The organism is Pantoea sp. UBA4549, assembly GCF_002387285.1.
GTDB classification, from domain to species: domain Bacteria; phylum Pseudomonadota; class Gammaproteobacteria; order Enterobacterales; family Enterobacteriaceae; genus Pantoea; species Pantoea borealis.
In genome coordinates this window covers 778,942-796,884 of sequence record NZ_DGLH01000009.1, presented here as the reverse complement: position 1 = coordinate 796,884, position 17,943 = coordinate 778,942, and the positions used below count along the sequence as shown (strand labels likewise).

Genomic DNA, 17,943 nt, shown 5'->3' with positions numbered 1-17,943 from the left:
AGGGATCTGGTTTTCAAGTCACAGTACGCGGCAGGCAAAACCTTTCAGATAGAGACCTTCCGGATAGCTGGCTATTACCGGATGATCGGCCGCCTGACGGAACTGCTCTATAAATTGTACATCACGTCCGGCATCCAGCGCCGCATCAGCCACAATCTTCTGAAATAAATCCGTTGCCATCAGGCCGGAGCAGGAGAACGTCAGCAGAATACCGCCTGGATTAAGCAGCTGCATCGCCAGCATATTGATATCTTTGTAACCACGACAGGCGCCCATCAGCTGATTTTTGTTCTCAACGAATTTCGGCGGATCCATAATAATCAGATCAAACTTTTCGCCCGCATCGCGGTAGCGGCGCAGCAGTTTAAAGACGTCATCCCGCAGAAACTGCGCCCGCGAGACATCAAGCCCGTTCAGCTCAACATTCTGTTTTGCTACGTCCAGCGCATCCTGCGACGTATCCACGCTCACCACTTCGCGACAGCCGCCAAGCAGCGCCGAGACGGCGAATCCGCCGGTATAAGAGAAGCAGTTCAGCACGCGGGCATCCTGCGCATAGCGGCGGGTGGCAAAACGGCTATCACGCTGATCAAGGTAGTAACCGGTTTTATGACCGCCCTGAATGTCCACCAGCAGTTTCATACCGTGCTCGGTAATAGGCTGCAGGGCAGGTGGCAGTTCACCACTGACCGGGCCCTGAGCCAGCGGCAGCCCCTCTTTTTTACGCACGGCGACGTCGGAACGATCGTAAATAGCGCAGTCCGGATAGCACTGCTGCAGCGCAGAAACAATGGCAGGCCGCTGATACTCTGCTCCTGCAGAGAGTAGCTGCAGCACCAGAAAATGCCCAAAGCGATCGATGGTCACGCCGGGCATACCATCCGATTCGCCGGCGATCAGACGATAGCTGTCGAGTCCGTCACGGGTCGCCAGCCAGTCGCGCCACTGTTGCGCCTGCTCTAAGCGGCGTACAAAGAAGGCGATATCGATTGACTCATCCTGTTGCCAGCTCCAGACGCGCGCACGAATTTGCGACTCCGGTGAATAAGCGGCGCGAGCCAGCCATTTGCCATTGCTGTCGCAAATATCAATCGTTTCGCCAGACTGCGCTTTCCCTTCCATACGCGCAACGGCGCCGGAAAAGACCCAGGGATGACGGCGGAGCAGGGATTTTTCACGTCCCTTAGTGAGAATCAATCGAACGGTCATAGTTTGCTATGCTTACCTGAAAAAATGAGGCGCCATTTTCCGGTGGAAAGCGTCAAATTGCAACGCAGAATAGGGGAAAGGTACAATGGCTGATCGCAGCTGCACAATCCGGGTATATGGCATGGTACAGGGCGTCGGTTTCCGTTATTACACCCAGCAGCAGGCGCAAACGCTGGGTCTGACCGGTCATGCCCGCAATCTGCCTGATGGCAGCGTTGAGGTGCTGGCCTGTGGTAACGAACAGCAGGTCGGGACGCTTATCAGCTGGCTTCAGGCAGGCGGGCCGCACAGTGCGCGGGTGGATAACGTCCTGACCGAGCCCTGTCAGCTGACAGAATTACCAGACAGCTTTACCACGGGCTGATCAGAGACATTTCGCAGGTTTCGGCAGGCCGGCGATTTTTGTCGCCTGCTTTGCCGGGCCGTCCGGAAACAGGCGGAACAGATAGCGGCTGTTACCTTTCTCTTCACCATACTTTTTCGCCATCGCCTTCACCAGCATGCGCACGGCGGGAGAGGTATTAAATTCCCGGTAAAAGTCGCGTACAAAATGGACAACCTCCCAGTGAGCGTCGCTCATCTCGATATTTTCCTGCCGGGCAATTGCCAGCGCCACCTCTTCACGCCAGTCCGCGTGGTTAGTCAGATAACCTTCTGCATCGGTTACAATCTCACTGCCGTTAACAATCACATCTTTTCCTCATCTGTTATCTGCGCTTATTGTAAATTCCCGCCCTATAAAAAAGCAAAAACCCCGCCGGAGCGGGGTTTACTTTTTGTGCGCTGCGGCTTAATCGCGGTTAGCGAAACCCAGCAGGCTCAGCAGGCTGACAAAGATATTATAGAGAGAGACATAGAGCCCAACGGTAGCGCGAATATAGTTAGTCTCGCCGCCATGGATAATGTTACTGGTCTCCCACAGAATGGCACCTGCAGAGAAAAGAATGAAAAGAGCACTGATAGCCAGATGCAGGGCAGGCAGCTGCAGGAACAGGTTCGCCACGACCGCAACCAGCAGAACCACAAAGCCTGCCATCATCATACCGCCAAGGAATGACATATCGCGGCGGGTAGTAAGTACATAGGCCGAACAGCAGAAGAACACCAGCGCCGTGCCGCCCAGCGCCATGGCAATAACATCGCCCATGCCCGCACTCAGAAACGAGCTGAGGATAGGACCCAGGCAGTAGCCAAGAAAACCGGTGAAGGCGAACGCTGCTGCTATTCCGGCCGGACTATTTGCCAGACGGTAGGTCAGAAACATCAAACCATAAAACCCGACCAGCATCAGAATTAAGCCGGGTGAGGGGAGCGCATACACAGTGCTTAGCGTGGCCGTAACCGCGGAGAACGCCAGCGTCAGACCCAGCAGAAAGTAGGTATTACGCAGGACTTTATGGGTGCTGATCAGGGATTGCTGCTGCGATGAGCTGATAATTTTGTCCATCATTTACTCCTTAAAGAGAGAGGACACCTTACATGCGCTGAGAATACGCAGCGGGATCAGAACAGCAAAGGCGTTTTACCCTTCTTTACGCGATAAACCGCTGTTTCGTTGAGCAGAATGCTGTTTTTGACGGCGAAAAAAATAAATTTGGCTGTTTTTCAGGCGAACGATTCATTCACTGCTTTACATCATCCTGGGGGATGTTTATAGTGCGCCTCATTGCGGAGGGGTGGCCGAGTGGCTTAAGGCAGCGGTCTTGAAAACCGCCGATGGGAAACCATCCGAGAGTTCGAATCTCTCCTCCTCCGCCACTTTATCTCTGCAGGTAAAGTACAATCTGTATCCGGAGGGATGGCCGAGTGGCTTAAGGCAGCGGTCTTGAAAACCGCCGATGGGAAACCATCCGAGAGTTCGAATCTCTCTTCCTCCGCCAAATTAAAGAAGCCCGCATTTATGCGGGCTTTTTGCTTTTCACACTTTATCTTCCTGATCCTTCCTGCTGCTACAACCCTGACGTTTACTGCTATAGTCCATTCACAGTTTTTATAAACAGCGGGCGATTTTCGTCAGCAAGCTGAGTTACACTGTGCGGTAATTCGCTCTTTGGCGGGCTAATCGTTTGAATGCCAGAGTGTTTCACTGATGAATTATGGAATGGGCACAATGATCAAAAAACTGAGTCTTTGCGCGTTGTCAGTTGTTGCGGCGCTGCCGGTAAGCCTGTCAGCGACCGCAGCAGAAGGGGATATGCAGCTGCAGCAGGTGCTGATGCTGAGCCGTCACAACCTGCGTGCGCCGCTGGCAACGAACGGTAGCGCACTGGAGCAAGCCACTAAAAAGAGCTGGCCGCAATGGGATGTGCCGGGCGGTGAACTCACCACAAAAGGTGGCGTGCTGGAAGTCTACATGGGTCAATATACCCGCCAGTGGCTGACGCAGCAGGGCGTGCTGGCTGGCGGCACCTGCCCGGACAGCAACGATGTTTTCATCTATGCAAATAGCCTGCAGCGCACTGTTGCAACTGCACAGTTTTTTGCCGCCGGTGCCTTTCCTGGCTGCGATGTTGCGGTAACGCATCAGGATGCCATGGGCACCATGGATCCTATTTTTAATCCGGTTATTACCGATGACAGCGAAGCGTTTAACAAAAAAGCGCTGGCGGCGATGACGGCAGAAAATGAGAAGCTGGCGCTGAAACCTGCGCTGCAGCGTCTGGAAAAGATTGTTGATTATAAATCGTCGCCTGCCTGCAAGGGTAAAAAACAGTGCACGCTGGACAGCGGCGACAATAGTTTCAGCGCCGAAAACGGCAAAGAGCCAGGCGTCAGCGGCCCGCTGAAAATCGGTAATTCACTTGTTGACGCGTTCACGCTGCAATATTACGAGGGCTTCCCGGCAGAGCAGGTGGCCTGGGGTCAGATTAAAACGCCTGAACAGTGGAAAGAGCTGGCATCAGTTAAAAATGGTTATCAGGATGCGCTGTTCAGTTCGTCAGAGGTTGCACGCGAAGTTGCGGCACCGCTGGTGGATTATATCCGCAGCCAGCTGGTTGATGAAGATAAGGCCAGCGCACCTAAAGTGACGCTGATGGTAGGGCACGACTCGAATATTGCCTCGCTGCTCAGCGCACTGCAGATCAAACCTTACGATCTGCCGGGCAACGACGAGAAAACGCCTATCGGCGGGCAAGTTGTATTTGAGCGCTGGCATGATGGCAAAAATAACAAAGATCTGCTGAAAGTGGAGTATGTCTATCAAACCGCCGAGCAGTTACGCAATGCTGATGTGCTGAGCCTGAAAAATCCGCCTAAGCGTGTCACGCTGCAGCTCGCCGGCTGTGATACCGATGCCAATGGCTATTGCAGCTGGGATCAGTTCTCTGCGGCGCTGAACAGTGCCCTGCAGGGGACCCCTATGCAGGCTGCAGTAGCGCAGGAAGCGAAGCCTCAGCAGAGTGCAGATAAGGCGCCGGACGCGAAAGCTGCCGCAGAGAAACCTGCCGACGCCAACGCCAAAGCTGAACAGGCAACCGCAGACAAAGCAGCAGCAGAGAAAGCCGCTGCGGATAAAGCGAAAGCAGACAACGCAGCAGCAGAGAAGGCCGCTGCGGATAAAGCGAAAGCAGACAAAGCAGCAGCAGAGAAGGCCGCTGCGGATAAAGCGAAAGCAGACAAAGCAGCAGCAGAGAAAGCCGCTGCAGATAAAGCACAAGCCGGCAAAGCAGCTGAAGATAAAACGAAAGCGGGTGAAGCTGCAGCGCAAAACGCGCAGCCGGCATCCGGGAACGCAGCCGCAGAGGCTAAGCCAGCTCAGTAATCCGCTACGGCGGGTTAATCTGCAGCAGGCTATACAAAAACCCCGCCGTGGCGGGGTTTTTTATTGCCCGTTAGCCGGCAATAACCACCAGTTTCTGATTGGCAAACTCTTTCAGACCAAGGTCGGACAGCTCACGCCCGTAGCCGGAGCGCTTTACTCCGCCAAAAGGAAGTTCAGCAGCGGTATCGCTCTGCGAATTAATGAATACCATCCCGGTCTCAATCTGTGACGCCAGCCGGCGCGCGCGCGCTATATCCTGCGTCCAGATGGAGCCGCCAAGACCGTAGTGCGAGTCGTTCGCCAGCGCCACGGCAGCATCGTCACTCTCTGCGATATAGAGCTGGGCAACCGGGCCAAAAAACTCCTGATAATAAGCGGGATTGTCAGGCGTCAGACCGGTCAGCAGTGTAGGCTGATAATAACATCCGACGCCTTCGATGATGCGCCCGCCAAAACGCAGTTCTGCGCCATGTTCTACCGCTTCTTCAACCTGGCGGGCCAGCCGATCGCGCGCATCACGCGAAGAGAGTGGTCCGAGCGTGGTTTTCTCATCCAGCGGATCGCCCGGCACGGCGGACTGCAGCGCGGCGCTGAATCTGGCCGTAAACGCCTCGGCAATCTGCGCATGCACAATAAACCGTTTAGCCGCAGTGCAGACCTGCCCGCAGTTGCTCAGACGCGCCTGCACGCCCTGGCGCACTGCTTCATCCAGGTCCGCATCGTCCAGAACAATAAAGACATCGTTGCCCCCCAGCTCAAGCGTGGATTTTTTCAGATGTTTGCCCGCCTGCTGCGCAACCGCACTGCCGGCGCGTTCAGAGCCGGTCAGCGCCACGCCCTGCACGCGATTGTCAGCGATAAGATCTGCCACCTGCTCATTAGAGATAAACAGATTCGTCCATGCACCTTCTGGCGCACCCGCTTCCCGTACCAGCCGATCAAAAATATCCGCACAGTGCGGCACAATATTGGCATGTTTTGCCAGCACCGGGTTACCCAGCGCCAGGTTAGGCGCCAGAACACGCATCAGCTGATAGTAAGGAAAGTTCCAGGGCTCAACTGCAACGATAACGCCAATCGGGTGATATTCCACCCAGGCTTCCCCGATGTCGCTGGGACAGGGCTGCGGCTGCAGAAAATCTGCGGCGTGCTTAGCGTAGTAGCGCGCAATGCTGATGCAGATACTGACTTCCCCCCGGCTCTGACCAATCAGCTTGCCCATTTCGCGACTTGCGATGGTAGCCAGCTCCTCTTTACGCTGCTCCATTAAATCTGCCAGCCGGTTCAGGACCTGAAGACGCGGCTGAATGTCACCTTTGCTCCAGGCTGAGTGATAGAGTGCATCTGCGGTATTGAGCGCCTGTTGCACCCGGGCGTCATCATGTGTCTCCCAGTTTTTCAGCAGCTGATTGTTTGCCGGATTGATGCTCTGATAAGCCGTCATCGCGTCCCCCTGTTGGTATTACCATAAAAAAAGGCGGGCTATGCCCGCCGGTACTCACACGTTTTTACGCTCGACAGGGATATTGTCCCATGTCAGAACATCCTGATCGGTCTTATCAAAGGCACGCATCAGTACGTCATCGCTGCCCTGCTGCTCCCAGATCTGCTCTGCCAGTTTTTCATCGTAATTGGCAACTTCAAAGATCGCTTCTGCAATTTCAGGAGAGGTCTGGCGAATTTTCGCCCACTCGCCGACGTGATGTGCCCTGGACTGGTCTGTAGCCATAATGATCTCCTGTTGAGTTTATCCTTTAAGTTTCACCGCCAGAGTGGCGACATGTTCGCCCTGATAGCGGGCAATTTGCAGTTCTTCAGGCGTGGGCTGGCGTGAGCCATCGCCGCCTGCCAGCGTCGACGCCCCGTAAGGCGTTCCGCCGCGCACCTGCGAGATATCGAACATCTCTTTGGTGCCGTAGCCAATCGGAATAATAACCATGCCGTGATGGGCAAGCGTGGTCCATACAGATGTGATGGTCAGTTCCTGACCCCCGCCGGTACCGGTGGAAGTAAATACGCTGGCCAGTTTTCCATGCAGTGCCCCGGAGGCCCACAGACCGCCGGTACGATCCCAGAAGTTACGCATCTGGCCTGACATATTGCCAAAGCGGGTCGGCGTACCGACGATAATCGCATCGTACTGCGTCAGATCGTCCGGCGTTGCCTCAGCTGCCTGCTGATCGACCTTGCCGCCCACCTCAGCAAAACGCGCCGCATCCATACTTTCCGGCACGCGCAAAATAGTCACTTCGGCTCCGCTGACGCGCTGCACACCTTCCGCAACCGCCTGCGCCATGGTTTCCACATGTCCATACATTGAGTAATAGAGCACCAGAACTTTTGCCATCGTGGTTCTAACCTCCCGGTAAGATAAGTAAAAACAGTATAGAAGAGCATACGCAGGCTGCCGGAAAATGGCTTTGCAGCCAGCCAGGGATCCGTACGCCTGTAAAATTAATTTATTGATTTTTATGATAAAATACCCTGATTTTCAGATGAGTCGTAATTCTGAGTATTAAAGCCTGCGTTGCATACTGAGCAGATAACGCTGGCCAGTTATTGCGCCTTCAGTACGGGTTACGCCAGAATGGCGCCTGGCTACTTATCAGGTGTTTTATGTCTGCTTTACCTGCACGTCCTTATCTGCGCATTACCCGTCAGGAGCTGGTGCTGATTTTTATCACCCTGGTCTGGGGCGGCACCTTTCTGGTGGTGCACCGCGCCATGATGTACTCCGGTCCGTTTTTCTTTGTCGGCGTGCGGTTCGCCACGGCGTCACTGCTGCTGGCCTGTTTTTTCTGGCGCTATCTGCGCGCACTGACCTGGCCGGAGGTCAGGGCGGGCACGATGATTGGCCTGGCTATTGCGGGCGGTTATGGCCTCCAGACCTGGGGGATGCAGACCATCTCCAGCAGCCAGTCTGCCTTTCTGACGGCGCTCTATGTGCCGGTGGTGCCGCTGCTGCAGTGGCTGGTGCTGCGCCGGCCTCCGGGCATTATGGCGTGGCTGGGCATTGCGCTGGCGTTCAGCGGTCTGCTGCTGGTGGCAGGGCCACAGGAGAGCGGCCTGGCACTCAGCGCCGGGGAAAGCGCTACCCTGCTGAGCACGCTGGCGATTGCTGCCGAGATCATTCTGATTAGCCGTTATGCCGGACAGGTGGATGTGCGGCGGGTAACACTGGTGCAGCTGCTGGTCGCCTCCGCTTGCGCCTTTCTGTTTATGATCCCTAATGGTGAAGCGCTGCCGTCGTTTTCTCTGCCACTGGTGCTGAGCGCTGCGGGCCTGGGCGCCGCCAGCGCCCTGATTCAGGTGACGATGAACTGGGCCCAGCGTAGCGTCTCACCGGTGCGCGCCACGGTGATTTATGCCGGAGAGCCGGTCTGGGCGGGGATTGTCGGACGTCTGGCCGGGGAGCGACTGCCAGCGGCAGCGCTGCTGGGCGGTGCGCTGATTGTCTGCGGCGTGATTGTCAGTGAGCTGCGGCTGCGGCGCAGAAAAGCGGTGCCCGATCAGGCACCGCAGAAGCCTTAAGCGTGTGGCTGAGCAGTGGAACCGGCTGGCGTGCGGTGACGGCGCTGCAGAATCGCATTCAGGATAATGGCACCAAAGGTCGCGGTGCCGATGCCGCCGAGCGTGAAACTGCCAATCTTAAGGGCGAAATCCCCTGCGCCCAGAACCAGCGTGGTGGCCACCATAATCAGGTTACCGTTCTGCCCGAGATCAACCTGATTCTGCAGCCAGATACGGGCACCTGCCACCGCAATCAGGCCAAATACCACGATAGACGCGCCGCCTATCACCGGGGCTGGCACGGTGTGGATGAGAGCACCAAACTTCGGTGAGAAACCGAGCAGTATCGCGATTACGGCCGCGGCGACAAACGCCAGCGTAGAGTAGACGCGCGTGACCGCCATCACGCCGATATTTTCGGCGTAGGTTGTCACGCCGCTGCCGCCGGCGGAGCCTGAGAGCATGGTGGCCAGCCCGTCACCGACAAACGCCCGGCCCATCCACGGATCGAGATTGCGGCCGGTCATGGCCGCCACCGCTTTTATATGCCCCAGGTTTTCAGCCACCAGAATAATTGCGACCGGCGCAATCATCACTATCGCCTGCAGGTCGAACACCGGGGCGGTGGTGTGCGGCACGCCAAACCAGGCGGCACGGGCCACGCCGCTGAAATCAACCGGTTTGCCCAGGCCAAAGCCATTCGTCAGCAATGCATAAAACGCCCAGGCCACAATCAGCCCTACCAGGATCAGCAGGCGCTGTACCAGCCCGCGCGTCATCACCGCCACCAGCCCGATACAGAGCACGGTCAGCACTGCCATCCAGCTGTCAAACAGGGTGGCAGAAACGCTGTGGACCGCAATCGGTGCCAGGTTCAGGCCAATCGCCATAACGACGGCTCCTGTGACCACAGGCGGCATCAGGCGCTCAATCCAGCCGGTGCCGGCTTTCATCACAATCAGCCCAATCAGGGTATAGATTGCGCCACAGGCGATAATGCCGCCCAGCGCCACAGAGAGATGAGTATTGATGCCCTGGCCGGTAAAACCGGTGACGGCAATCACGACGCCCACAAAAGCGGCGCTGGAACCGAGATAGCTCGGCACGCGCCCGCCGGTGATGAAGAAGAACAGCAGCGTTCCGATCCCGGAGAGCAGCACAGCGAGATTGGCATCCAGCCCCATCAGCAGCGGCATCAGTACCGTTGCGCCAAACATTGCGACCGCATGCTGCAGCCCAAGCACCAGCGTCTGCCCGAACGGCAGCGTCTCGTCCGGGGCAATCAATCCGTTGTCTGTCATGGCTGACTTAACGCGCCAGCGTGGAAACCAGGTACTCGCCATAGATCATCTCCTGAGAGTGAATAGAACAGGCCGCGTTATGCGGTATCAGCGGGCATCCTGCCGGGAGAACGTGTGATAACCGCGATCAAACCAGGCGAGCCCCTGACGCGCCTCGCCCTGGGCCACGGCCAGCACCGTACAGAACAGAATATCGTGGGTGCCCACGCTGACCCGCTGCGTTATCTCGCAGTCAAAAGAGATCAGTGCGGCATCCAGCAGCGGGGCGCCGCTGGCAAGCGTCTGCCACTGTGCAGCGGCAAAACGATCTGCCATTGCGGTTTTGCCACCGAACAGCGTGGAGAGGGCATGCTGCTCTGCCGTAAGGGTATTGACACAGAGTGCACGGTTATCGCGAAACGCCGGCCAGGCTGAGGCGGAGCGGTTCAGGCAGACCAGCAGCGTGGGCGGAGAGTCGGTGACGCTGCAGACGGCGGAGGCCGTAAAACCGGCCAGTCCTGCCGGACCATCCGTGGTGATAACATTGACGGCAGCACCCAGCTGCGCCATCGCGTTGCGAAAGGTGTCGCGATCAACAGCGGGTAAAGCCGGAAGGGCATGCAGACTCATGTTCAGACTCCTGTGCTCAGCCTGCCGCCAGGCAGGCGGACTGAGCGGTCTCAGTCAGCCAGCGCAGCAGCAGCGTGTTAAAGTTATCGCTATCGGTCACGCTCATGGCGTGGCCTCCCCACGGCATTGTCAGCAGCTGACCCTGTGGCAGCGCTGCCGCCAGCTGCGCTGAACAGCTCCATGGCACCAGAAGATCGTCCTGGCTGCAGATCGCCAGCACCGGCTGAGTAATGCGCGCGGCGCAGGCACGAAAATCTGCGGCCTTCAGCGCGTGCAGACGACGCAGCAGGTTCTCTGCGCCCTGAAAGTGCTGCTGGTGATGCCTCTCTTCAGCCTCAGCGCGCGCCTGATGCTGCGCCAGCCATTCAGCAGGGTAGAGAAACAGCGGCTGGGCGCGGACAAAGGCTTCAGTACCCGACTGCAGCAGCAAATCCTCTCTGACCTTAAAGCAGCGGGCGGTATGGGGATTAAGCGTCAGCCAGCCGTTGATCACTACCACGCGTTCAACCCGATCGGGATGATCCAGCGCCAGTTGCAGACCAATCAGGCCCCCGAGCGCATGGCCGGCCACGCTGTAGCGCGTGATGTGATGCTGTGCCAGCGCTTCCGCCAGTTCAGCTGCCATCCTCGCCAGGCTGTAGTCTTCAGGCAGAGTCGCTGCGCTGCGTCCGGTACCGCGCTGATCGTACGTAACAACGCGGTAGCGTGAGGCGAGCGCCGCCAGCTGCGGCTGCCAGAATCCCGCTACGCCGCCGAGACCTGATGCGAGAACCAGCGTGGGCGCATCGGCGGCGGTTAACCCCTGGATATCCAGCTTCATCACGCCTCCGCCTGTCCGATGTGGGCAACCGACGCGATCTCAACCAGCGCGTCAGGTTTTACCAGCCCGCACTGAATACAGAAGCGCGCGGGCTTATCGCCGGGAAAATAGTCGGCATAGACCTGATTTACGGCAGCGTAGTGCTGCCAGTCGGTGATAAAAATAGAGTTAAATGTGACATCCGCCATACAGCCGCCGGCGGTCTCAATGACGTTTTTTATCGTCTCCAGCACGTGACGTGTCTGCGCGGCCGCATCGCCGACGTGAACCACATTGTTGTCCGCATCGAACGGCAGGGTACCGGAAACATACACCACGCCGTCAGCCAGCGTGCCGGGTACGAACGGGGCGATCGGCGTAGTGCTGCCGGCCGGGATAATGACGCGTTTGGGCATAGTCTGATCTCCTGATAGCGAAAAGTTACTGGCCCTGCAGGGCTTCGCAGAACGTTTGTGTATCGCTGACCCAGCCGAAAAACGTTTCGATATTGAACAGCGCAGCCTGCTGCGCGAAATCAGGTCCGGCCTGATGCGTGGCGTCAGCCAGTACCACGCCGAAATACTCCAGGAAGAAACCGTCACGCAGCGTGGACTCCACGCAGACGTTGGTGGCGATGCCGGTAAAGATCAGGTGGCGGATCCCGCGGCTGCGCAGCATGCTGTCGAGCGGCGTATTGAAAAAGCCGCTGTAGCGCGGTTTTGGCAGCACGATATCGCCCGGTTCGGGCGTCAGCGCGTCTACCAGCGCATAATCCCAGGTGCCTTTCGCCAGCAGGGTGCCCTGCAGCTCAGGCCGGCGCCGCATGGTTTTCAGCGCATTGGATTTGTGAAAGTTTGGCGAGCCCGCGTCGCCCGCCTCTGTGTAATCGCTGTCCCAGCCGTTCTGGAACCAGATGATCTGCACGCCAGCGGCCCGTGCAGCGGTTACCGCCTGATGAATGCGGGCGATAACCGGCTGGGTAGCAGAGACGTCAAAACCCGCCAGGTCGAGATAGCCGCCTTCGGTGGCGTAAGCATTCTGCATATCGACTACAATCAGCGCGCTTTGTGCCGGTGGCAGGGCGATCGCCTCCGGACGCGCGGGCAGGGTGATGTGTGGTGTGGAGCCGGTATGCGCGCAGGTGACGGTTTTCATCATGCCACCTCCTGTGCCGCGGTAATCACGTCGCGACGACACTCCATCAGCGGCTGAATGCGCTGGCCGAAGGCTTCAATACCTTCAAGGAAATCATCAAAAGTCAGCAGCACGCCGTGTGTCCCTTCAACCCGGGCAACGTCATCGAGCATGCGCGCCACGCTGGCGTAAGAGCCGACTAACGTCCCCATATTGATGTTAACGGCAGAGGTGGGGTCAGCCATCTGACGCACGTTGGTGTCACTGCCGGAACGGGTATCCTGCTGGCTCTGGGTAGTGAGCCACGCAAGCGCCTCTTCGTCGGCACCGGCCTTGTAGTGCTCCCATTTTGCCCGGGCCGCTTCATCACTCTCAGCTGCGATGATCATAAACAGGACATAGGAGCCGACATCACGCCCCGCCTGCTCAGCGGCGAGCTTCATCCGGGCCGCAGTCGGTGCAAAAGCGGCCGGCGTATTAACGCCTTTGCCGAAGCAAAAGTTATAGTCGGCGTGCTGAGCTGAAAACGCCATGCCCGCATCGCTCTGTCCGGCGCAGATCACTTTCATGGGCTTCTGCGGCTGCGGGCTGACGCGACAGTCGTTCATAGTGAAAAAATCGCCTTTGAAGTCGCTCTTACCGGTGCCCCATAAATCGCGCAGTACCGTGACGTATTCAGTCAGATACTGGTAACGGCTGGCAAAATAGTCATCGCCCGGCCAGATCCCCATCTGCTCATACTCCGGTTTCTGCCAGCCGGTGACGAGGTTAACGCCAAAGCGTCCGCCAGAAATAGAGTCGATGGTCGCGGCCATACGCGCCACAATAGCGGGCGGCAGCGTCAGGGTGGCTGCCGTGGCGTAGATCTCAATTCGCGAGGTGACTGCCGCCAGGCCTGCCATCAGCGTAAAGGACTCCATATTGTGGTCCCAGAATTCTGTTTTTCCGCCGAAGCCGCGCAGCTTGATCATCGAAAGGGCAAAATCGAAGTGATAGTGCTCCGCACGCTGCACAATCGCTTTGTTGAGTTCAAAGGTAGGCATGTACTGCGGCGCATGCGTGGAGATCAGCCAGCCATTATTACCAATCGGAACAAAGACACCAATTTTCATGTGACACCTCTTTGCATTGATAGGACGTTTTCACGCGCTGCGCTGCTTCCTGCACGCATCCTGCGGGCGGCGCTCTCTGACAAGATTGCAAGCCGCGTGCCACATAAATAATGTTTATATTTATCATTGAGATATAAACAGCCCATTGGCCAGCCGGAACGGCGTCGCGATTTTCAGACCATTTGGTCAAAACAAATGCACAGCAATCAGGCAGCCGTCGTGCAAAAAAGGTGCAGGCCGCCATATCTGCCAGCTGTGTTATGATGTGAATTCACGACAGGGAGAGGTAACAGCATGAAAAATGATGAGAAAAAACCGCGGCGTCGTTCGCAGGCAGCAACCGCAAAACGCGCCGCTATCCTGCAGGCGGCGCTGGCGCTATTTTCTCAGTTCGGTATTCATGGCACCAGCCTTGACCGGGTGGCTGAAGGCGCGGAGGTGTCAAAAACGAATCTGCTCTACTATTACCCTTCAAAGGAAGTGTTGTATGTCGCAGTGCTGAAAGAGATTCTGGATGTCTGGCTGGCACCGCTGCGCGCGCTGCGCGCCGACCAGGATCCCCTGACGGCCATTCGCCACTATATTCGCCTGAAGCTTGAGGTCTCCCGCGATCATCCCCAGGCATCCCGGCTCTTCTGTCTGGAGATGCTGCAGGGAGCCCCGCTGCTGCGGGGTGAACTGGCGGGCGATCTGAAAGCGCTGGTAGAGAGCAAGGCGGCTATTGTCGAGCAGTGGATCAGCGCCGGGCAGCTGGCTGCCGTTCAGCCGCAGCATCTCTTCTTTATGCTCTGGGCTACCACGCAGCACTATGCGGATTTTGCCTCGCAGGTTGAAGCGGTCACGGGTCAGACGCTGCAGGATCCCGACTTTTTTGTGCAAACGCTGCATAACGTAGAGCGGATGATTATTGAAGGCATTCGCGTGCGCTAACGATTGATGGAGGAGAGGCATGGATTCGCTGTCGCAACTGGCGCTGGGCGCTGCCGTTACCGTTGCCGTCATGAACCGCCGCGTACCGGTATGGCAGGCGGCCCTGGCGGGAGCTGTAGCCGGCACGCTGCCGGATCTGGATGTGTTCGTCGATCACGGCGACGCGATACGAAATATGACGCTGCACCGTACAGAGAGCCACGCGCTGCTGATCCTGACGCTGCTGGCGCCGCTGGCCGGCTGGCTGGTGGCCGGGGTCACCCGCAGCAGACAGCACTGGCGCAGCTGGTGCCTGGCGCTCTGGCTGGCGCTGATTACCCATCCACTGCTCGATCTCACTACGGTTTATGGTACGCAGCTTGGGCTGCCGATCACTGACTATCCGTTTGCCATCGGCAGTATGTTTATTGTCGATCCCCTCTATACGCTGCCGCTGCTTGTCGCGCTGGGCGTGGCATTATGGCGGCGCGATGCAGCCGGCGTGCGCTGGACTCGTCTGGGCCTGTTAATCAGCACGCTTTATCTGGGCTGGAGTATGGTGATACAGGGCGTCGCCACGCAGCAGATTAAACAGCAGCTGGCACAGCAGCCTATCGTCCCGCAGCGGCTGCTGGTCACGCCGACGGCGTTTAACACGCTGGTCTGGCGCACGGTCATCATCACACCCGATCGCTATGGTGAAGCATACTGGTCGCTGTTTTCACCCCAGCGGCCGTTGCAGATTACGTGGCACGATCGTCAGATGGCGCTGCTGACGCCTTTCAAAGGGCAGTGGCATGCAGAGCGGGTTGTCTGGTTCAGCCACGGTTTTTATGCGCTGCGCCAGCAGGGTGGCAATACGCTGATCAGCGATTTGCGCATGGGGGAGGCGCCCGATTACACCTTTACCTTTAATCTGGGCAGGCCGGAGGCTCCGGCAGCGGCGCCGCAGCGCGAGCCCGCTGCGCGTCCGTCACTCCAGCGTGCCTGGCATCAGTTCCGGCAGCGGTTATAAACGAAAAAGGCCCGCTGGTGCGGGCCTTAAACGGAGCGGGATCAGGCTTTACGGCGTCGCAGCAGCCAGCCCATGGTGAGCAGCATAAACCACAGCGGTGTAACCATCAGTGCCTGACGGGTATCCTCCTGCAGCGTGAGCAGCACCAGCACGAAAGCAAAAAATGCCATGCAGACCCAGCACATAATCTTACCCAGCGGCATCTTAAACGTTGATGACGCATGACGCTGCGGATGCTGTTTACGGTAGGCCAGATAGCTGCAAAGAATGATGGTCCAGACAAACATAAACAGAATGGCAGATACCGTTGTCACCATGGTAAATACCGTCATCACATCGGGGATCAGGTAGATCAGCGCAACGCCGCCCAGCAGGCAGAAGCAGGAGAAAAACAGGCCGGTAGTAGGCACGGCGCGTGCGGAGAGGCGACCAAACGCCTTGTGCGCCACGCCCTGTTCTGCCAGACCATACAGCATGCGACTGGTAGAAAAGATGCCGCTGTTGGCGGAAGACGCCGCTGAGGTCAGTACCACAAAGTTAACAATGCTGGCCGCAGCGGGCAGGCCAATCAGTACAAACATCTCCACAAACGGGCTGCGATCCGGCATGACCTGATTCCATGGCGTAACCGCCATGATCACCAGCAGCGCCAGAACGTAAAACATAATAATGCGCAGCGGTATGGCATTGATGGCACGGGGCAGAACCTTGTGCGGATCTTTGGTTTCCGCCGCGGCGGTGCCTACCAGCTCAATACCGACAAAGGCAAACACGGCAATCTGGAAGCCGGCAAAAAAGCCGCTCAGTCCTTTCGGGAACATGCCGCCATGCTGCCAGATATTACTGAGAGAGGCTGTGCTGCCGCCAGGTGAAGGATAGTGCGTGCTGACCAGTACAATACCGGTAATGATCAGGGCGACAATGGCGACAATTTTGATAATCGCAAACCAGAACTCCATTTCACCAAACAGTTTGACCGTGGCGATATTCAGCGCCAGAAAGACAAACACGCACAGCAGCGCGCTCATCCAGATAGAGAATCCGGGGAACCAGAGCTGAAAATAGGCGCTGATGGCAACCACGTCAGCGATACCGGTGACGACCCAGCAAAACCAGTAGGTCCAGCCGGTGAAATAGCCCGCCCACGGACCGAGCAGATCGGCCGCGAAATCACTAAACGATTTATATTCCAGATTAGAGAGCAGCAGCTCTCCCATCGCGCGCATCACAAAAAACAGCATGAAACCGATGATCATATAGACAAAAACGATCGACGGGCCGGCCAGGCTGATGGTTTTGCCTGACCCCATAAAGAGCCCGGTCCCGATAGCGCCGCCAATCGCAATCAGCTGAATGTGACGGTTATGCAGGTTGCGCCGGAGTTTTTCCGGCTGTTCAGCCTCACTGAGGGCTGCTTTGGATTGATCAACCATAAAGATAGCTTTCCTGTCTTGATGTTGTGTCAGCTCTGATGGCTGTTGAAATACGTGCCTTTGCACAGGGCAAGAGCGCATAAGATAGAGGAAAGGCTGCCGGGTCTGGTAATTGTTTTTTAACCTTTATGACCTTTTGCGTTTTTTACTCTGTCAGTAAAAATTTACATGGTTGCACTTTTAGTCACTTTGCGTAAATAAGCAGCGCTTTTTCATGGAAGAACAGGCAGATGAAACAGGCCAGCTACACTTAGTCACAGGTTTACAATGTGATAAGGCAGAGACAGTGCGCGCACTCATCGCGACAGGAATAATTGCTCTGGCAGGGTGGTGGGGATTGCCATGGCTGAAATCGCATCTTCCGGCGCAGTGGAACCCCTTTATCCCGCTTGATGTCACTGATGCGCCAGGCTGGATAACCCGTTACAAGCTGGAAAAATTGCGTCACGATCCCGCCGCCTGCCTGGCGGTGCTGGAGCGCGCCAGCGCGCAGGGACGGGTGAGCTATCGCACAACGCCCCCGGTACAAGGTAACTGCACCATTGAACAGCCGGTACGCATCAGCAAATTTGGACCGGTCACGCTCAGCAGCAGTTTTCTTGCCAGCTGCCCGATGGCCGTGGCAAGTACGATGTATGTTACACGCAGTAATGCTGCCCTGCGGCAGGCGGGTATTGCCAGTCCGCTGCGGCGTATTGAGCATGTTGGCAGCTACGCCTGCCGCAACGTCTATCATCGTCAGCAGGGACGCCGCAGCGAACACGCTACGGCAGAGGCGTGGGATGTGACCGCTTTTCAGCTGGCTGATGGCCGCTGGTTACGGGTCGCTAAAAACTGGCAGCAGCCAGCCAGTAGCGCTGCCGGCTTGCATGCACTCTGGCGTAACGGCTGTGCCAGTTTTGGAAATGCACTCGGACCGGATTACAATGCTGCCCATACCACACACTTTCATCTGGGAATGCGCGGGGGCGGATTTTGCCGCTGATCTGACGGGGGTAGTTAATTTTTTCAGCACCAGAGCGGCATAATACTCAATTTTCGGGAAAACTATTTTAGATCCATTACATTAGAGAAGCGGCATGGGTGTTTACAAATGAGAATTATTACCTTACTAATTTTTATAGTTGAAATAAGTTGTCTTTAAATAAT

At 57.0% G+C, this 17,943-nt stretch carries 19 protein-coding genes and 2 tRNA genes; 8 read left to right on the top strand and 13 right to left on the bottom strand.

Translation table 11 applies throughout. From position 1 onward, the window contains the following. Positions 1 to 18 precede the first annotated feature (18 nt). Complete coding sequence (gene rlmI, locus B3041_RS10525; protein WP_292972190.1) at positions 19 to 1,209, bottom strand: 23S rRNA (cytosine(1962)-C(5))-methyltransferase RlmI; 1,191 nt, start codon at positions 1,207 to 1,209, stop codon at positions 19 to 21. An 85-nt stretch (positions 1,210 to 1,294) separates the two neighbouring features. Between rlmI and yccX the strand changes: the two genes are divergently transcribed. After that, positions 1,295 to 1,573, top strand: coding sequence for an acylphosphatase (yccX, locus tag B3041_RS10520; protein WP_292972187.1), 279 nt, complete (start codon positions 1,295 to 1,297; stop codon positions 1,571 to 1,573). Here the strand turns inward: yccX and B3041_RS10515 are convergent, their stop codons facing one another. After that, positions 1,574 to 1,900: a TusE/DsrC/DsvC family sulfur relay protein gene (locus B3041_RS10515; RefSeq protein ID WP_065649657.1), complete on the bottom strand. Its 327-nt coding sequence runs from the start codon at positions 1,898 to 1,900 to the stop codon at positions 1,574 to 1,576. Positions 1,901 to 1,999: 99 nt separating this feature from the next. Then, positions 2,000 to 2,656: an FtsH protease modulator YccA gene (gene yccA / locus B3041_RS10510; protein ID WP_065649656.1), complete on the bottom strand. Its 657-nt coding sequence runs from the start codon at positions 2,654 to 2,656 to the stop codon at positions 2,000 to 2,002. Between the two features lie 223 nt (positions 2,657 to 2,879). On the opposite strand from yccA, the gene B3041_RS10505 reads away from it, so the two are divergent. The 3 genes from B3041_RS10505 (at position 2,880) to agp (ending at position 4,972) form a co-directional block, all read left to right on the top strand. Further along, positions 2,880 to 2,967, top strand: a tRNA-Ser gene (locus B3041_RS10505). 34 nt (positions 2,968 to 3,001) lie between these two features. After that, positions 3,002 to 3,089: transfer RNA gene (locus B3041_RS10500), tRNA-Ser, on the top strand. Between the two features lie 230 nt (positions 3,090 to 3,319). Next, positions 3,320 to 4,972: a bifunctional glucose-1-phosphatase/inositol phosphatase gene (gene agp / locus B3041_RS10495; protein WP_292972183.1), complete on the top strand. Its 1,653-nt coding sequence runs from the start codon at positions 3,320 to 3,322 to the stop codon at positions 4,970 to 4,972. 70 nt (positions 4,973 to 5,042) lie between these two features. On the opposite strand, the gene B3041_RS10490 is transcribed toward agp, so the two are convergent. Genes B3041_RS10490 through wrbA form a run of 3 tightly spaced genes read right to left on the bottom strand, consistent with a single transcriptional unit; the run spans position 5,043 to position 7,319 of the window. Beyond that, the gene (locus B3041_RS10490) at positions 5,043 to 6,416 is read right to left on the bottom strand and encodes an NAD-dependent succinate-semialdehyde dehydrogenase (RefSeq protein ID WP_292972180.1); all 1,374 of its coding nucleotides are present in this window, start codon (positions 6,414 to 6,416) and stop codon (positions 5,043 to 5,045) included. A gap of 54 nt (positions 6,417 to 6,470) precedes the next feature. Beyond that, the gene (locus tag B3041_RS10485) at positions 6,471 to 6,701 is read right to left on the bottom strand and encodes a YccJ family protein (protein ID WP_065649653.1); all 231 of its coding nucleotides are present in this window, start codon (positions 6,699 to 6,701) and stop codon (positions 6,471 to 6,473) included. An 18-nt stretch (positions 6,702 to 6,719) separates the two neighbouring features. Further along, positions 6,720 to 7,319, bottom strand: a complete 600-nt coding sequence (gene wrbA, locus B3041_RS10480) for an NAD(P)H:quinone oxidoreductase (protein ID WP_065649652.1) — start codon at positions 7,317 to 7,319, stop codon at positions 6,720 to 6,722. Between the two features lie 269 nt (positions 7,320 to 7,588). On the opposite strand from wrbA, the gene B3041_RS10475 reads away from it, so the two are divergent. Then, the gene (locus tag B3041_RS10475) at positions 7,589 to 8,503 is read left to right on the top strand and encodes a DMT family transporter (RefSeq protein ID WP_292972175.1); all 915 of its coding nucleotides are present in this window, start codon (positions 7,589 to 7,591) and stop codon (positions 8,501 to 8,503) included. Here B3041_RS10475 and rutG read toward each other — a convergent pair. Genes rutG through rutA form a run of 6 tightly spaced genes read right to left on the bottom strand, consistent with a single transcriptional unit; the run spans position 8,500 to position 13,437 of the window. Continuing rightward, positions 8,500 to 9,825 carry a pyrimidine utilization transport protein G gene (gene rutG, locus B3041_RS10470; RefSeq protein WP_065649650.1) on the bottom strand — a complete coding sequence of 442 codons (1,326 nt, stop codon included), beginning with the start codon at positions 9,823 to 9,825 and terminating at the stop codon, positions 8,500 to 8,502. The two genes, B3041_RS10475 and rutG, sit on opposite strands and share 4 nt — an antisense overlap. Before the next feature lie 45 nt (positions 9,826 to 9,870). Continuing rightward, a complete protein-coding gene (gene rutF / locus B3041_RS10465; protein ID WP_065649649.1) occupies positions 9,871 to 10,392 on the bottom strand; it encodes an NADH-dependent FMN reductase RutF in 522 nt (173 codons plus the stop codon). A 16-nt stretch (positions 10,393 to 10,408) separates the two neighbouring features. After that, positions 10,409 to 11,212, bottom strand: a complete 804-nt coding sequence (rutD, locus tag B3041_RS10460; RefSeq protein WP_065649648.1) for a pyrimidine utilization protein D — start codon at positions 11,210 to 11,212, stop codon at positions 10,409 to 10,411. Further along, positions 11,212 to 11,607, bottom strand: coding sequence for a pyrimidine utilization protein C (gene rutC, locus B3041_RS10455; RefSeq protein ID WP_065649647.1), 396 nt, complete (start codon positions 11,605 to 11,607; stop codon positions 11,212 to 11,214). The genes rutD and rutC overlap by 1 nt, the downstream gene beginning before the upstream one ends. A 25-nt stretch (positions 11,608 to 11,632) precedes the next feature. After that, positions 11,633 to 12,346, bottom strand: coding sequence for a pyrimidine utilization protein B (gene rutB / locus B3041_RS10450; RefSeq protein ID WP_292972504.1), 714 nt, complete (start codon positions 12,344 to 12,346; stop codon positions 11,633 to 11,635). Beyond that, on the bottom strand, positions 12,346 to 13,437 hold the full coding sequence (gene rutA / locus B3041_RS10445) for a pyrimidine utilization protein A (RefSeq protein WP_065649646.1): 1,092 nt from the start codon (positions 13,435 to 13,437) through the stop codon (positions 12,346 to 12,348). The genes rutB and rutA overlap by 1 nt, the downstream gene beginning before the upstream one ends. A gap of 294 nt (positions 13,438 to 13,731) precedes the next feature. Between rutA and rutR the strand changes: the two genes are divergently transcribed. Beyond that, entirely contained in the window at positions 13,732 to 14,367 is a 636-nt protein-coding gene (rutR, locus tag B3041_RS10440; protein WP_292972168.1) for an HTH-type transcriptional regulator RutR, read from the top strand. Between the two features lie 19 nt (positions 14,368 to 14,386). After that, on the top strand, positions 14,387 to 15,361 hold the full coding sequence (locus B3041_RS10435; protein ID WP_065649644.1) for a metal-dependent hydrolase: 975 nt from the start codon (positions 14,387 to 14,389) through the stop codon (positions 15,359 to 15,361). Between the two features lie 41 nt (positions 15,362 to 15,402). Here the strand turns inward: B3041_RS10435 and cycA are convergent, their stop codons facing one another. After that, positions 15,403 to 16,794 (bottom strand): D-serine/D-alanine/glycine transporter, encoded by a 1,392-nt coding sequence (gene cycA / locus B3041_RS10430; RefSeq protein WP_065649643.1) that lies wholly within the window; start codon positions 16,792 to 16,794, stop codon positions 15,403 to 15,405. 286 nt (positions 16,795 to 17,080) lie between these two features. Here cycA and B3041_RS10425 point away from each other — a divergent pair, with 286 nt between their 5' ends. Continuing rightward, a complete protein-coding gene (locus B3041_RS10425) occupies positions 17,081 to 17,779 on the top strand; it encodes an extensin family protein (protein WP_292972163.1) in 699 nt (232 codons plus the stop codon). Positions 17,780 to 17,943 lie beyond the last annotated feature (164 nt).

Bases quoted from the DNA above. Each gene is read 5' to 3' on its own strand.
- rutF (WP_065649649.1), bottom strand. From the start codon at position 10,392: ATGAGTCTGCATGCCCTTCCGGCTTTACCCGCTGTTGATCGCGACACC.
- cycA (WP_065649643.1), bottom strand. From the start codon at position 16,794: ATGGTTGATCAATCCAAAGCAGCCCTCAGTGAGGCTGAACAGCCGGAA.
- rutD (WP_065649648.1), bottom strand. From the start codon at position 11,212: ATGAAGCTGGATATCCAGGGGTTAACCGCCGCCGATGCGCCCACGCTG.
- rutB (WP_292972504.1), bottom strand. From the start codon at position 12,346: ATGAAAACCGTCACCTGCGCGCATACCGGCTCCACACCACACATCACC.
- wrbA (WP_065649652.1), bottom strand. From the start codon at position 7,319: ATGGCAAAAGTTCTGGTGCTCTATTACTCAATGTATGGACATGTGGAA.
- B3041_RS10435 (WP_065649644.1), top strand. From the start codon at position 14,387: ATGGATTCGCTGTCGCAACTGGCGCTGGGCGCTGCCGTTACCGTTGCC.
- B3041_RS10485 (WP_065649653.1), bottom strand. From the start codon at position 6,701: ATGGCTACAGACCAGTCCAGGGCACATCACGTCGGCGAGTGGGCGAAA.
- yccX (WP_292972187.1), top strand. From the start codon at position 1,295: ATGGCTGATCGCAGCTGCACAATCCGGGTATATGGCATGGTACAGGGC.
- rutA (WP_065649646.1), bottom strand. From the start codon at position 13,437: ATGAAAATTGGTGTCTTTGTTCCGATTGGTAATAATGGCTGGCTGATC.
- rutC (WP_065649647.1), bottom strand. From the start codon at position 11,607: ATGCCCAAACGCGTCATTATCCCGGCCGGCAGCACTACGCCGATCGCC.
- rutG (WP_065649650.1), bottom strand. From the start codon at position 9,825: ATGGCGAGTACCTGGTTTCCACGCTGGCGCGTTAAGTCAGCCATGACA.
- B3041_RS10475 (WP_292972175.1), top strand. From the start codon at position 7,589: ATGTCTGCTTTACCTGCACGTCCTTATCTGCGCATTACCCGTCAGGAG.
- yccA (WP_065649656.1), bottom strand. From the start codon at position 2,656: ATGGACAAAATTATCAGCTCATCGCAGCAGCAATCCCTGATCAGCACC.
- agp (WP_292972183.1), top strand. From the start codon at position 3,320: ATGATCAAAAAACTGAGTCTTTGCGCGTTGTCAGTTGTTGCGGCGCTG.
- rlmI (WP_292972190.1), bottom strand. From the start codon at position 1,209: ATGACCGTTCGATTGATTCTCACTAAGGGACGTGAAAAATCCCTGCTC.
- rutR (WP_292972168.1), top strand. From the start codon at position 13,732: ATGAAAAATGATGAGAAAAAACCGCGGCGTCGTTCGCAGGCAGCAACC.
- B3041_RS10490 (WP_292972180.1), bottom strand. From the start codon at position 6,416: ATGACGGCTTATCAGAGCATCAATCCGGCAAACAATCAGCTGCTGAAA.